The 14,093-nt window shown below is 28.9% G+C and carries 13 protein-coding genes, 1 tRNA gene and 1 riboswitch; all 14 genes read right to left on the reverse strand.

The features are described from left to right. Nucleotides 1–29: 29 nt before the first annotated feature. The 14 genes from cbiB to BM119_RS08385 all read right to left on the reverse strand — a co-directional run bounded on the left by cbiB (nt 30) and on the right by BM119_RS08385 (nt 13,875). Nucleotides 30–977 carry an adenosylcobinamide-phosphate synthase CbiB gene (gene cbiB, locus BM119_RS08320; RefSeq protein WP_177199361.1) on the reverse strand — a complete coding sequence of 316 codons (948 nt, stop codon included), beginning with the start codon at nt 975–977 and terminating at the stop codon, nt 30–32. 41 nt (nt 978–1,018) lie between these two features. Next, complete coding sequence (locus tag BM119_RS08325) at nt 1,019–2,539, reverse strand: cobyric acid synthase (RefSeq protein WP_090040507.1); 1,521 nt, start codon at nt 2,537–2,539, stop codon at nt 1,019–1,021. A gap of 1 nt (nt 2,540) precedes the next feature. Beyond that, nucleotides 2,541–3,368, reverse strand: a complete 828-nt coding sequence (locus tag BM119_RS08330) for a sirohydrochlorin cobaltochelatase (protein ID WP_090040509.1) — start codon at nt 3,366–3,368, stop codon at nt 2,541–2,543. A 51-nt stretch (nt 3,369–3,419) separates the two neighbouring features. Further along, entirely contained in the window at nt 3,420–4,241 is an 822-nt protein-coding gene (cobS, locus tag BM119_RS08335) for an adenosylcobinamide-GDP ribazoletransferase (protein ID WP_090040511.1), read from the reverse strand. A 12-nt stretch (nt 4,242–4,253) separates the two neighbouring features. Next, nucleotides 4,254–4,805 (reverse strand): bifunctional adenosylcobinamide kinase/adenosylcobinamide-phosphate guanylyltransferase, encoded by a 552-nt coding sequence (gene cobU, locus BM119_RS08340; RefSeq protein WP_090040513.1) that lies wholly within the window; start codon nt 4,803–4,805, stop codon nt 4,254–4,256. Nucleotides 4,806–4,879: 74 nt separating this feature from the next. Continuing rightward, entirely contained in the window at nt 4,880–5,464 is a 585-nt protein-coding gene (gene cobC, locus BM119_RS08345) for an alpha-ribazole phosphatase (RefSeq protein ID WP_090040514.1), read from the reverse strand. 3 nt (nt 5,465–5,467) lie between these two features. Beyond that, entirely contained in the window at nt 5,468–6,442 is a 975-nt protein-coding gene (hemB, locus tag BM119_RS08350; protein ID WP_090040515.1) for a porphobilinogen synthase, read from the reverse strand. After that, nucleotides 6,436–7,911 (reverse strand): uroporphyrinogen-III C-methyltransferase, encoded by a 1,476-nt coding sequence (gene cobA, locus BM119_RS08355; protein WP_090040517.1) that lies wholly within the window; start codon nt 7,909–7,911, stop codon nt 6,436–6,438. The genes hemB and cobA overlap by 7 nt, the downstream gene beginning before the upstream one ends. Before the next feature lie 20 nt (nt 7,912–7,931). After that, entirely contained in the window at nt 7,932–8,807 is an 876-nt protein-coding gene (gene hemC, locus BM119_RS08360; RefSeq protein WP_090040519.1) for a hydroxymethylbilane synthase, read from the reverse strand. Then, nucleotides 8,807–9,433, reverse strand: a complete 627-nt coding sequence (locus BM119_RS08365) for an NAD(P)-dependent oxidoreductase (RefSeq protein WP_090040520.1) — start codon at nt 9,431–9,433, stop codon at nt 8,807–8,809. Before BM119_RS08365 ends, hemC begins: the two co-directional genes overlap by 1 nt. A 1-nt stretch (nt 9,434) precedes the next feature. Further along, complete coding sequence (gene cobT / locus BM119_RS08370; protein ID WP_090040522.1) at nt 9,435–10,511, reverse strand: nicotinate-nucleotide--dimethylbenzimidazole phosphoribosyltransferase; 1,077 nt, start codon at nt 10,509–10,511, stop codon at nt 9,435–9,437. Nucleotides 10,512–10,726: 215 nt separating this feature from the next. Next, nucleotides 10,727–10,908, reverse strand: a riboswitch (cobalamin riboswitch). 87 nt (nt 10,909–10,995) lie between these two features. Beyond that, on the reverse strand, nt 10,996–11,859 hold the full coding sequence (locus BM119_RS08375) for an MBL fold metallo-hydrolase (RefSeq protein WP_090040523.1): 864 nt from the start codon (nt 11,857–11,859) through the stop codon (nt 10,996–10,998). Nucleotides 11,860–12,057: 198 nt separating this feature from the next. Beyond that, a complete protein-coding gene (locus tag BM119_RS08380; protein WP_090040525.1) occupies nt 12,058–12,891 on the reverse strand; it encodes a methyl-accepting chemotaxis protein in 834 nt (277 codons plus the stop codon). A gap of 908 nt (nt 12,892–13,799) precedes the next feature. Then, a tRNA-Trp gene (locus BM119_RS08385) sits at nt 13,800–13,875 on the reverse strand. Nucleotides 13,876–14,093 lie beyond the last annotated feature (218 nt).

The raw sequence follows: 14,093 nt of genomic DNA on the forward strand, positions 1-14,093 counted from the left end.
CATAGCTACCACCCAAATGAAGATTCGTTCTATAAATTAATTATTAATAATAACGATATTGTATATACTATTAAAAATAAAATTTCTGTTCCATACATTAGTTTTATAGAATCATCTATATGAATATTATCTAATTCTACTATTTTATCTCCTATGGTTGGCTTCTTCATTACCTCTCCAAAATACACGTTTGTTCCTCCTAGCTGTACTCTTAATGCTCCTGCACAAGCACCTTCAGGATAAGCACAATTAGGACTCTTATGGTTTTTTCTATCTCTTATCATTATTTTAAATGAATTAATTATATTTCCTCTTACTATTGGACTTACAAAACACATTAATGCTCCTGTGAGTCTGGCTGGTATAAAATTTAACACATCATCTATTTTTGCTGGGAAAAATCCTATATCCTTATATTTTTCATTCATATATCCTAACATTGAATCCATTGTATTTATACCTTTATACATCATTGCAAGAGGTGCTCCACCAATCATGGCATAAAACAATGGAGCTATAATTCCATCTGAAGCATTTTCGGCAATTGTTTCCACATCTGCTCTAATTATTTCATTCTTACTAAGCTGAGTAGTATCCCTGCCAACTATATATGAAAGCTTCACTCTTGCATCTTCTATATCATTTTTTTCTAGTGAATAATAAATTTTTTTTCCTTCAACATGCAGGCATTTAGCTGCTATAGTTGTCCACAAAATCAATATATTCACCAAATGATATACATAAGGAAATGGTTTTAAAATTAACAGTAATACATATGGTATTGAAAATGTAAGTAAACATACAGTTATAACTATAAACAATCCATATTTTTTCAAATTATATTTATTACTTATTTTTTCTCTTCCCTTATTCTCTAAAAACCTTATTAACTTTCCTATATAAATAACAGGATGAGGAAACCAATATGGATCTCCTATAATAAAATCTAATATTGTTGCTATTATTAAATCTATAATAAAACCCATAGACTCTTCCCCTCCTTTGTTAATTTCTACTGTTATTGTTTAGGTTTAATCCCTATAATGTCATATATTTTATTCATATCTAAACTTTTTCTTACTATATCTGCAAGCTTATCAAGCTCTCCTTCTCTTAAAGCTTCATACCTTCCAGACTTCTTAAGGTCTAATCCTTTATTGATTCTAAGTTTGTTCATTAATGCTTCCCTAAAGGATATTCCATCAAATATTCCATGTATATATGTCCCCATTACATTTCCTTTTTCATTTATAGCTCCATCTTCCCATGTTCCAGCTTCACCATTTCTGCTTGTTATGTTAAATAGAGGCTTACCCTTTTCTCCGTATGTTGTAGTTCCCATATGAATTTCATATCCATATAAATCATCTTTTATTGTATCCATTGATAATTTTTCTGCACCATATGGAAGTAATTCTGCATTAACTCTTGTAGTTATTTTCTTCTTTTCAAAAACTGTATGAGCATCTAATATTCCTAGTCCCTCTGTTGTCTCACTCATACTTTCAACATTATGTGGATCATCTAATGTTTTTCCAAGCATTTGATATCCTCCACAAATTCCAAGTACCATACCACCTTGTTTTTCATAATGCTTTATTTTATCCTCTAACCCACTTTCTCTTAAATAGTTTAAGTCTCCTATTGTGTTTTTACTTCCTGGTATAACTAGTAAGTCAGGATTCTTAAATTCATTTAGGCTAGTTATAAATCTTACAGATATATCTTCCTCTGCTTTAATAGCATCAACATCTGTAAAATTAGATATATGAGGTAACATAACTACAGCTACATCTATTTTATTTTTTATTTCTGTATTTATCTCTTCAACAGCACCATCCTCTTCTTCCAATTGAAGCCTAAAATGTGGAACTACTCCCAAATTAGGTACTTCTGTTCTTTCCTCAAGCATTTCTATTCCTGGAGTTAATATATCTATATCTCCTCTGAATTTATTAATAATTGTTGCTTTTACTCTTTTTCTCTCATCATCACTAAAAAGTACCATTGTTCCAACTAATGATGCAAAAACCCCACCTTTGTCAATGTCTCCAACTATTACAACTGGCGCATCTACAAGTTCTGCCATTCCCATATTCACTATATCTCTATCTCTAAGATTTATTTCTGCTGGGCTACCTGCACCCTCCATTACTATTACATCAAATTGTTTTTCAATTTTCTCAAATTCTTCTTTTAACATATTTGAAAATTTAGGTTTTAAATTATGATATTCTTTTGCAGAAGAATTTGAATATACTTCGCCGTTTACTATTACCTGACAATTATGATCTGAAGATGGTTTTAAAAGTATTGGATTCATATATACTTGTGGTTCGATTCCTGCTGCATATGCCTGAAGCACTTGAGCTCTGCCCATTTCTTTGCCATCCATTGTAATATACGAATTCAATGCCATGTTTTGAGATTTATATGGACATACACTTAAACCATCTTGTTTAAATATTCTACATAGGGCTGCTACTAAAATACTTTTTCCAACATTTGATCCAGTTCCTTGTACCATTATTTTTGCCATATTATATATCTCCCTTCTTAGTTTCACCTTCTCCAAGTATCTCTCCTTGGATAACATCTTTTATATGATCAACATATATATCTGCAAACTTATCTATTTCTCCAAGACCTTTTAATAATATATTTGCTTTTATACCTTCTTTTTCAAACATGGACTTCCATGAATCTTCCTCATCTGATGCCATATCATTTCTTGCATGATCTCCACAGACAACCAATAATGGTATTAATGTTATTTCCTTTAAACCTCTTCTTCTAACTTTTTCTAAAACTTCCTTAAATCCTGGATACCCTTCTATTGTACCTATAAATACATTGTTATATCCCTGATTTTCAAGCACATATTGAAGGCATCCATATGAAGCATTACTTGGATGAGTTGTTCCATGTCCTAAAAAAACCGTTCCCTGTTCTCTTGGTAATATATCTTTTATAGATTGTATAAAAATAGAATAATCTTGTGGTAAATGTTCTATGCCTTGATAAAAAAATACCGGTCTACCTAGCTCAATATATTTAAACTTATCTCTAAATGCATTAACAACTTTTGTTACATAATTATATTCTTCACCAGCTATAAGATGTAACGGTTGAACTATAACTTTTTCAAACTTTTCATTTTTCATATATTCTAAAGCTTCTTCTACATTGAATATATGAACTCCATCTCTATTCTTTACTTTTTTCAATATCATATGTGATGTAAATGCTCTTACAATTTCATATTCTTTAAAATTATCTCTTATTTTATTTTCTATATTCTCTATTGAATTTTTTAGTGCATCTGGGTAACTTGTCCCAAAACTTACTACTAATATCCCCTGCTTCATTTTTTTATCTCCTTTAAAACATTTTAATAATTTTAAAATAATCTACATATTTTAGATTAAAAAGCTAGCACATAATACAAATAAAATAATTTCTACTAATTCATTATTTGCACCTATTGTGTCTCCTGTATGGCCACCTATTCTAACCTTAGAAAATTTATTAAATGCAATTGTAATTATTAAAGCACTTGCCATTAATATAGCTACTGGCTTTATACCTAATAATAAATTTCCTACTAAGAACCCTATAGATATTGCTCCAATTAAATATGTTAAATTTGTATTAGCTATATATAGATTTCCAGTACCCTTAGGTTTTGCTGGCTTTCCAATATAACATGCTAAAATAGTAAATGCCCTTGTTATACATGGCACAGCTATTATGGAAACCTCTAAACCTTTTTCCCCTATAACTGATATAGCACTTATTCTTAAAATCATGTCAAATATTACAGCTAATACCCCAAAGGTACCAACTCTACTATCTTTCATTATTTCAATAATTCTTTCTTCACCTTTAAAAGCAAAGAATCCATCACATGTATCACCTAATCCATCTATATGAAGCCCTCCTGTAACTAGTACTCCTGTTAAAACTGTAAATATTGCCACTATTTCAATTGGAATAATTGGCTTTAATATTATAAAAACTAAATATTGAATAAATCCTATTATTATTCCCACTACTGGAAAATATAATGTACCGCTTTTAAAATTTTCTTTTTCACAACTTAAGCTTATCTTCAATGGTAATCTTGTTATAAATTGTAGTATCAGTAAAAAATTATTGAACGGATACTTCTTATTTCTTATTCCTCCTAGTACAAATATTAATGCTAATAAACAAATTTGTAGAATAACTATTGTTTCCATTTATAAATTCTCCTATCCTTTAAGTTTTAAAGGGAGCCCACAACTTACCAAATATACTTCATCACTTAATTCTGCTATATGTTGGTTTACAAACCCTGCTATATCCCTAAATATTCTAGATAATTTGTATTCAGGTACTAATCCCCAACCTACTTCGTTTGTTACCATGATAATTTCTTTATCTTCATCCTTTACTTTATCTATTAGTTTTCTAAATTGAAGCTTTATATATTCACAAACTTCATCTATTTTTTCTTGTGATAAATTTTCGTAATCAGTATACTTTGAAAACATAATATTAGTTGTCATAACAGTTACACAATCTAACAAAATATATTTTTCCGTGTAGTTAGAGATTTTTTCGTGTAAATCTTCATAACTTTCTAATGTCTCCCATTTATGATTTCTTCCTTTTCTATGTCTTTCTATCCTATCTTCCATTTCTTTATCTGTAACTATAGCAGTAGCAATATATAAAACATCATCTGTATGCTTTAAAAGTTTTTCACTAAATGAACTTTTTCCACTTCTACTTCCTCCAGTTACTAACGTAATCTTTGACATATAGAATCCACCTCACCTTTGTTTAAACTTAATTCTTTTGTAATAAACTCTAATGTGCCTATATTTATAACATGTTAAACTAGTGGCACTATACTATCTATGTAAAAATAATTGTTTTCAAATTTAATCTTTGTTATATCACCATTTTTTGATGCAAACTTCCAATAATAATCTAAATTACCATCTAATATGTAACAGTATATAGCTCTAATAACTCCTCCATGAGTTGTAATTATTATTCTTTCATACTGTTTTTCTTTAAGTTCTTCCATAAAGTTTTTAACTCTTACATAAAAGTCATAGAAATTTTCACCAGAAGGGGGTGTAAATCCCTTCCAGTTACTCATCCATTCATCATATTCTTCTTTAAATTCTTCATTTATTTCCTTAAAAGTTTTTCCTTCAAAACATCCAAAATCTCTTTCATTTAGTCTTGAATCAAGTATTATATTTTTGTTATATCCTATTAATTCTAAAGTTTTTCTAGCTCTCAATTTTTCACTAGAATACATGGCATCAAATTTTATATTACTTAGTTTTTCTTTAAGAATTAATCCCTGATTGACCCCATTTTCATTTAAAATACAGTCTAATGATCCATAATAAGTTTTTCTTGAATTTTCTATGGTTTCACCATGTCTTACTAAGTAAATTTCCATATTTTATTCCTCTTCTTTAAGCCATTTTGCCATATCTATAGCATAATAAGTTATTATCATATCAGCTCCTGCTCTTTTCATTCCTAAAAGCATCTCATATACTATAGATTTTTCATCTATGTATCCCATTTGAGCTGCTGCCTTAACCATAGCGTACTCTCCACTAACATTGTACGCAGCAAGTGGAACATTTGGATAAGAATCTTTTGCCATTCTTATTACATCCATATAAGCCATAGCTGGTTTAACCATAACTATATCTGCGCCCTCTTCTATATCAAGTTCAATTTCTCTCATAGCTTCTCTTGAATTGGCTGGGTCCATTTGATAGCTTTTTCTATCACCAAATTGAGGTGCTGAATTAGCAGCAGCTCTGAATGGGCCATAGAATGCTGATGCATATTTAGCACTATATGCCATTATTGATACATTTTTAAATCCTTCTTTATCTAAAGCTTCTCTCATTGCTAATACTCTTCCATCCATCATATCTGAAGGTGCTATCATATCAGCTCCTGCTTTTGCATGAGATACTGCTATTTTCGCTATATATTCTAATGTCTCATCATTATCTATTGAATGTCCATGTAATATTCCACAATGTCCATGACTTGTATATTGGCACATACATAAATCTGTTATTACAACTAATTTTTCAGACAATTCCTTTAGTTTTCTAACAGCTTTTTGAACTATTCCATTATCATTAAATGATTCTGATCCACACTCATCCTTATGATCTGGTAATCCAAATACCATTATTCCTCTTACTTTAAATTCATCTAATTCTTTTACTACTTCCTCAAGTAAATCAACTGAATAATGATAAACTCCTGGTAAAGAACTTATTTCTTCCTTAATATTCTCTCCTTCAACGACAAATATAGGATATATAAAATCCTCTGGTCTTAAGTGAGTTTCTCTTACCATTGATCTTAAACTTTCAGTTTCTCTTAATCTTCTAGGTCTCTTTAACATTTTGTATTCCTCCCAAAGTTTATTAAAGTATTTATTATTGCCTGTTCTTCAGGCCTATCACATATAATTGAGTCTATTCCATTGTTTTCTAAAACTTTTTGTGTTATTGGTCCTATTGCTATTGATTGTTTTTTCTTAAGTGACTCTAGACCAAATATTTTAATCATATTATTAACTATTGATGGGCTAGTATACAAAACCACATTAACATCATCAAAAGCTCTATTATTTATCCTTTTAGGAATTATTGGCTCATATATATATTTACAATTAACCTCCATTGCTCTTTTTTCAAGTTCATCTCTTAATAAAGTTCTACTTGAAAGTGAACATGGAATTAATATCCTATGATTTTTATTGATTTCAGGATATAATGCATTAAGTAGTCCTTCTCCTGTAAAATCTTTTCCTTTTATCTTTGATATAATTCCTCTTTTTTTCAATACAGCCTCTGTTGCATTTCCTATAACAGCAAAATCTGCTTTTATTGTTCTTATATCAATATTTTTTTGTACTAAATAATTAAAAAATATATTAACAGCATTTATACTTGTTAAAACAATATAGTCATATGTATTTAATTTATCCAATATATCATCAAGTACCTCTGGCGTTTTCTTGATTTCTATAGCAGGAATTTCTGTAACTTCTCCACCTAAATCTTTAATTTTTTCAGATAGACTGTCTCCTAGACCTTTTGGCCTTGTTATACAAAGATTAGTTCCAAATAATTCTTTCTTCTCATACCAGTTAAATTTATCATTAAATTGAACCACATCTCCAACAACTATAATACAAGGTGATTTAAAATTTTCTTCTTTAATCATTCTTTCTGCATCTTTTAAAGTTGTTATAAGTTTTCTTTGATTTGCTGTAGTTCCTCTTCTAACTATTCCACAAGGTGTATTTTCGTCTTTTCCATACTTAATTAAATTACTGCTTATTGTGCCTATGTTCTCAACACCCATTAAAAATATTAATGTTCCATCTATTTTTCCAAGAGCTTCCCAATTTACCTTTGAAGAAACACTACTCATACCAGTTATTATATGAAAACTTTGAGATATAGCTCTATGGGTTACAGGTATTCCTGCATATGATAAAACAGATATAGCTGAAGTTATTCCTGGTATAACCTCAAATTGTATATTTTCTTCTAATAAAGATAAAACTTCTTCTCCGCCACGTCCAAATACGTAAGGATCTCCACCTTTTATTCTTCCAACAACGTGTCCTTTTTTCGCCAATTCAACTATCATTGAATTTATTTCATCTTGTGTTTTATAATGACATCCTGGCTCTTTTCCACAGTAGTAAATTTCACAATCATCATTTAAATACTTTAGTATGTTTCCACCAACTAACCTATCATATAAAACTGCTGTACATTTACCTAAAACTCTTTGTGCTTTAACTGTAAGAAGTTCTGTGTCTCCTGGTCCCGCACCAATTATATAAACCTTAGCCATTTTAAATTCTCCTTTCTTAATTAAAGCTGTTTAATTATTTTTTCTGCTAACGCTTTGCCAAGTTTTATGTTATCTTCAATATTTCCATCTATATCCTTTTTAACTAGCTTATTACCTACTTGAAATGTACCAATAATATTCATCTTATTTCCCTGAAGAGTTGCATATGCTCCTATGACAACATGACATCCACCATTTAGCGTTCTCATAAAGCTTCTTTCTCCATCAACACAAAAACGCACTTTTTCATCATTAAGACTTTCAAATATATAATTATTTTCTCCCTGCTCTAAAGTCTCAATTCCTAAGGCTCCTTGTCCTATAGCTGGCACAAACTCATATGGGTCAAAATAATCTTTAATTATACACTCCATACCAAGTCTCTTAAGTCCTGCTGCAGCAAGTATTATTCCATGTAAATTTTCTTTTTCTATCTTTTCTAACCTAGTTTGTACATTTCCTCTTATAGGTATAATCTCTATATCTGGTCTTAGAGCTCTAAGTTGAGCATTTCTTCTTATACTTCCGGTACCTATTCTAGCTTTACTTGGAAGGTCTTTAAAATGCATTCCATTTATAGAAACAAACGCATCTCTAACATCTTCTCTTTCAGGTGTAGCTGCTAGTTTAAACCCAGTAGGAATATCAAATGGCATATCTTTCATACTGTGCACAGCTCCATGAACTCTTCCATCTAATAGAGAATGCTCTATCTCTTTTATGAAAACTCCCTTTCCACCTATCTTATCTAAAGTTACATCTAGTCTTTTATCTCCTTCTGTAACTATCTTTACTTTTTCACATTCAATACCATGTTTATTCTTTATAATCTCTATGACTCTATCCGTTTGAACAACTGCTAATTTACTTTTTCTTGTACCTATTTTAATTGTCATTATTGCTCCTCCATCTTTAATCCTAGTTTCTCATACACCTCTTTGAGTTTTTCTTTACCATTGCCATCCCTAAATTCTTCTTGGAATTCCTTACTAACAAGATAATCTAAAATTTCACCTTTTTTAGGATGACCCTTTAGCTCTTGCCTAACTTTGTTTATCAGTATTATCAAATCATTTTTTTCCTCTAATATACTCAATATTATTGGTGATAACATTCTAGACACTTTAGGATTCCCTTCTTTTGTATTAATCGCAACATTAACTGTGCTGCTTTCCACCTGAAAAGGTACTATACAATTGCCATTTTTAAAATCCTTACAATTCAAATAAAGCTTAGCTTTATTATTACACTCTGTAATTATTTCATTAATTACCTTATCATCATCTATAGCTATAACAACAAAATGTTTGTCTTCTATCATTGATTTTTCATATGACCCTTGTATTAACTTCAAATTTTCATTTTTAATTTTATAAAGCTCATCTAAAAAGTTTAAAGAACACACTGATACTTTGCATCCTCTTTTAATAAAAGCTTTTGTTTTTATCAAAGATGCTTTTCCACCACCAATAATTAAAACTTTTATATCTTTAGAAATTAATGCTATATTAGCAAAGTTCATATTATTTACCTTCTCTTATGTCTATATAGTCATCTTTTATAATTCCTGCATCCTGAAATGATGCCATATTATGCATTGTATATAATGCACTTTCTATTATATTAAAAGCAAAAGGACATCCTGATCCTTCTCCTAATCTCATTTTCAAATTAACCAATGGCTCTAATTCCATTTCTTCCATTACATATTTTGCTCCAATCTCCTCTGAAAGATGTGATGGAAATATATAATCTTTAACTTTAGGATTTAGTCTATATGCACATAATGCTGAACATGATGCTATAAATCCATCTATAACTATAGGAACCCGATACCTTGCTGCTCCAAGAAATGTTCCACAAAGACCTGCTATATCAAACCCTCCAACTTTACTTAAAACATCCAAAACGTCTTCTTTATTAGGTTTATTAATATCTATAGCTTTTTTTATTATATATTTTTTATGTTCATATTGCTTTAATGTAAGACCTGATCCCATTCCTACAACTGTTTCTGGATCTTTTCCTGATAAAACACTTAAAATAGCCGCTGATGTTGATGTATTACCTATTCCCATTTCTCCAGTTCCTAATAAATCATAACCATCCTCAACCAAATCTTTTACAGTTTCAATCCCTGATTCAATAGCCTGAATTACTTCTGCTCTCGTCATTGCTGGCTCTAATGACATGTTTTTTGTTCCATAAGCTATTTTCTTATTTATTATTTTATCTATATCCAAATCTTTTTTTGCACCTAAATCAACAATGGTTAAATCACTTCCATAATATTTAGAAAGAGCGCATACTCCAGTAATACCTTTTGTCAAATTTTCCATAACTATTGTAGTTACATCTTGAGGACATGCTGATACACCCTCATCTACTATTCCATTGTCACCACACATAATTATTATTGATTTTTTATTTATATTTTTTACTTCTTTTTCCTTTATCCCATATAATCTTATAACTATATCTTCTAAAACTCCTAAGCTACCTATAGGCTTGGATAAATTGTCTATAAAGTCCTTAGCTTTTTTACATTGTGTCTCGTTTAATCCTCTAATATTATCTAAAGTTTCTTTTAATAATTTCATAATATTCTTCAATCTCCCTATCTTTAATATATATCATATACAAAAGTTATTTTTTATAATTGTACAAACAATAACATAAGCTTTTACTTATATTCTTAGGAAACGTTTTAAATTTTGCAAATAAAAAAACCTTACCAAAAAACGGTAAGGTTAAATATACATAGTTCAAAGCATAGTTATACTATACAATATTACTATTAACCTTCCCTCCGAAGTCTAGCATATGATATTAGGCAGGTCTCCTGACTCTCGGGTCATCCTCCTCTTGCCCTTCCCAGTTAAAAACCAGTGGGGTAATAAAGATTTGTCGCCGTAAACAGTAGCGGGGGCTGCAGTAGATTTTCACTACTTTCCCTTTTAAACTTAATAATTAAGTACCTAAATCTCGAATATTTAATTTCTACTTAGATTATATATCACATAAAAAAAATGTTCAACAAAAAATGTATATATTTTTAAATTTATAGTCTTTTATGTAATATTTTTATAATTCTACACTTGTTCCTGTAGAATTTTTAAAGAAATTGTCACATTTTTCTTGAAATAAATTACATGCACTTTCTCCTGTACAATGGGACACTCCTATTAATCTTATATTTAATTCATTTAGTCTTTTTATAGTTTTTCTAATTCTCTCTTCATCAGCTTCAACTAAATGTGTTCCGCCTATAACTCCATATACAGTTTTACCTGTACTCTTCATTATATTTTCTACCATATTCAATATTCCAGGATGAGCACAACCTAATAATATTACTAAACCTTTATCCGTATCTATTCCAAGTGCAATCTCATCATCAAAGTTATCGGTTACATAATTACCATCAACTTTAATCTTCATACTCTCATTGATCTTTTCAAGGTGATTCTCTCTATTAAATTTACTAAATAAATATATACCTTCAGCAATTTCAGTTGTACTATGTTCTATACACCTTATGTCTATTCCTTTGCCTTCTATATATTCTTTATCAAAGTCTATTCCAATATATCTGTATTCTTTTCCATCACAAGAAAAATCTAATTTTTTATTATCTGTTGAATGATAATATTTGTTACTATTTTCAAAAAATTTATCACTTACATAGAAATCAGGTTTTATTTTAAAGTTATCAAATAATTTTCTTACACCACCACAATGATCATAATGTGCATGACTTAATGCCATATAATCTATTTTATTTAAGTCTATGTGTAATTTATTTGCATTTTCTATAAAGTCTCCACTTTTACCAGTATCAAACAATATTATACCCTGTTTTGTTTCTATATAAAAACTTAGTCCATGCTCACATCTTAAACTTTTATCCTGTGATAAAGAATTTTCTATCAATGTTGTAATTTTCATTTCAGCATCTCCTCATTTTTATTTATGTAAATGTAATATTAATCATAATTATATATGATTCAACTTTTACAAATCATTATATGTATATATGTCGTAATAATGTTGATTCATAAAATTGTTAGAACCATACTTGAATTGCATGTAGATCTTTAATTACAGCATATATATATTATTTTCTTAATAGATTGTCCATTTACATTAAATTGAATCTGTTATATTCTTTAGAATTAATGCAGATTTATTTAGTTTCTCTATTCCACCTGTAAGTTCTTGTATTGATGCAACTTGATCTTCAAAAATATTATTTGATTTATTAACTTTACCTGCTATTTCAACAACAGATCCCTGTATACTATTCAATACATCACTTATTTGTTTTATAGATTCACTACTTGATGTAGAGAGTTTTCTTATTTCATTAGCAACTACGCTAAATCCTTTTCCAAATTCTCCTGATCTAGATGCTTCTATTGCTGCATTTAACCCTAACAAATTAGTTTGCTTTGATATATTTTGTATAAAACCTATAACATCATTTGTATTTTGTGCTTCCACATATGTCATATCTACATTAGTTTTTATAGATGAATTTAGTGATGCTACTTCACTAATCCCTTTATTTATACTATGAAGTGCTTTAGTTATTTCTGCTAAAGAAGATGATAAATTTTCCGCCAGACCAATCATTTCTTTTTTTCTTTTTAAACTTTTAGCTATTACTATAGTTCCTACTACTCTTCCATTCTCTTTTACTGGAACCCCTTGTGCTTTTACTGAAACTCCAAATACTTCTTTAGGTACTGTTATTGATATAGGTTTCTGTGCTTTTAAGCATTCATAAGCAGCACATCCAACTGGTATTTTATCACCATATTTTACACCTAATTTAATATTTTCACTGTCAACACCTCTTAAAAAATATTCTGTATTAGAAATTGTAAATGCTATCTCCTCTTCAAAATAATATTTAAAGTATGGAATTAAATTATTAAATGAATTTATCAGCTCATTTTGTTCTAGAGTTTCTACCATTTTTCATCTCTCCTCTTAATTTATATGTTAAGTTTACTTCTCAAGTTCCTTATATTATAAATTATATATCTATTTCTAAAATTCTTCTTGTCATATTATTCTATTTTAATCTAAATAAATGTCTTATAATCCGCTTTTCACACTTATTTGTCTTTTAATACAATTTTATGTATTTAAAACTTTTTTTAATTTTATTAATATGTTAATCAAATTAATATTAATAAAACTATAAAACTCCACTAAAACAATAATTAAGTTTAAACATTTAATATACCATTGCCGTTCTATTATATAACACTATGAGACTATAAAAAAAACTTCTCAATATTAATTTGAGAAGCTAAGTTATTTCTAGATTATATTATACTTATGTTGCAAAATTACATACATTGGCTACATTTTCCGCAGGCACACTGTACTTGTTGCTTTTCACCTAAAATATACGAAATTGCGCAAAAGCTTTTATTTTTTCTCTTTTTATTCATTATGTAGATAATACTAAATGTAATTAAGATAAATATCATACGATTTAACTCTCCTTTAACATTAATTATCTGAATTTATATATGTATTATAACATACCACTTTTAAAGTATTCAATACCTTTTTTAAAGTTTTAGCCAATCCCTTATTGTTTTTTTATTATTAATTTATCAAAAATTCGTATTTTAATTCACATCTATAACAAAGTAATGGTTTTACTTTGTTATTTTATTAATATTACAATATTCTTATAATTACTTTTATTTATAATGCACTGCATTTTTTATGAAAATCATAATCTCAATTAATCAGTTTATTTAGTTGTTTAACTACTGTAATATTCCATAAACAAATAAGAAGTCATGGGTACGCTATGTAATTATTTGCATAAAAAAACAGTAGATATTAAATATCTACTGTTTTTTTGGCAGGGGCACGAGGACTTGAACCCGGAACCAACGGTTTTGGAGACCGCTACTCTACCAATTGAGCTATACCCCTATGAACAATATATATTATACAATTAAAGTATATTTTTTGCAATATATTTTTTGAAAATCAATCATAAAATTCTTATTTTAAAAGTACCTATACCATTTTTAAGTGATAAGTTTGCAGTTGCAAATGACAAGTTGAGGTTCAAAATCACAGGTTTTCTTAACTTTTCACTTGTCACTATCAACTTGTCACTTGCAACATATATACGTCTCAAGATTGTT

Source organism: Clostridium frigidicarnis (assembly GCF_900111985.1).
GTDB lineage: Bacteria > Bacillota > Clostridia > Clostridiales > Clostridiaceae > Clostridium_Z > Clostridium_Z frigidicarnis.

Coding starts and splice junctions, on each gene's coding strand:
- BM119_RS08325 (WP_090040507.1), bottom strand. CDS start 2,539: ATGGCAAAAATAATGGTACAAGGAACTGGATCAAATGTTGGAAAAAGT.
- BM119_RS08330 (WP_090040509.1), bottom strand. CDS start 3,368: ATGAAGCAGGGGATATTAGTAGTAAGTTTTGGGACAAGTTACCCAGAT.
- cobS (WP_090040511.1), bottom strand. CDS start 4,241: ATGGAAACAATAGTTATTCTACAAATTTGTTTATTAGCATTAATATTT.
- cobU (WP_090040513.1), bottom strand. CDS start 4,805: ATGTCAAAGATTACGTTAGTAACTGGAGGAAGTAGAAGTGGAAAAAGT.
- cobC (WP_090040514.1), bottom strand. CDS start 5,464: ATGGAAATTTACTTAGTAAGACATGGTGAAACCATAGAAAATTCAAGA.
- hemB (WP_090040515.1), bottom strand. CDS start 6,442: ATGTTAAAGAGACCTAGAAGATTAAGAGAAACTGAAAGTTTAAGATCA.
- cobA (WP_090040517.1), bottom strand. CDS start 7,911: ATGGCTAAGGTTTATATAATTGGTGCGGGACCAGGAGACACAGAACTT.
- hemC (WP_090040519.1), bottom strand. CDS start 8,807: ATGACAATTAAAATAGGTACAAGAAAAAGTAAATTAGCAGTTGTTCAA.
- BM119_RS08365 (WP_090040520.1), bottom strand. CDS start 9,433: ATGAACTTTGCTAATATAGCATTAATTTCTAAAGATATAAAAGTTTTA.
- cobT (WP_090040522.1), bottom strand. CDS start 10,511: ATGAAATTATTAAAAGAAACTTTAGATAATATTAGAGGATTAAACGAG.
- BM119_RS08375 (WP_090040523.1), bottom strand. CDS start 11,859: ATGAAAATTACAACATTGATAGAAAATTCTTTATCACAGGATAAAAGT.
- BM119_RS08380 (WP_090040525.1), bottom strand. CDS start 12,891: ATGGTAGAAACTCTAGAACAAAATGAGCTGATAAATTCATTTAATAAT.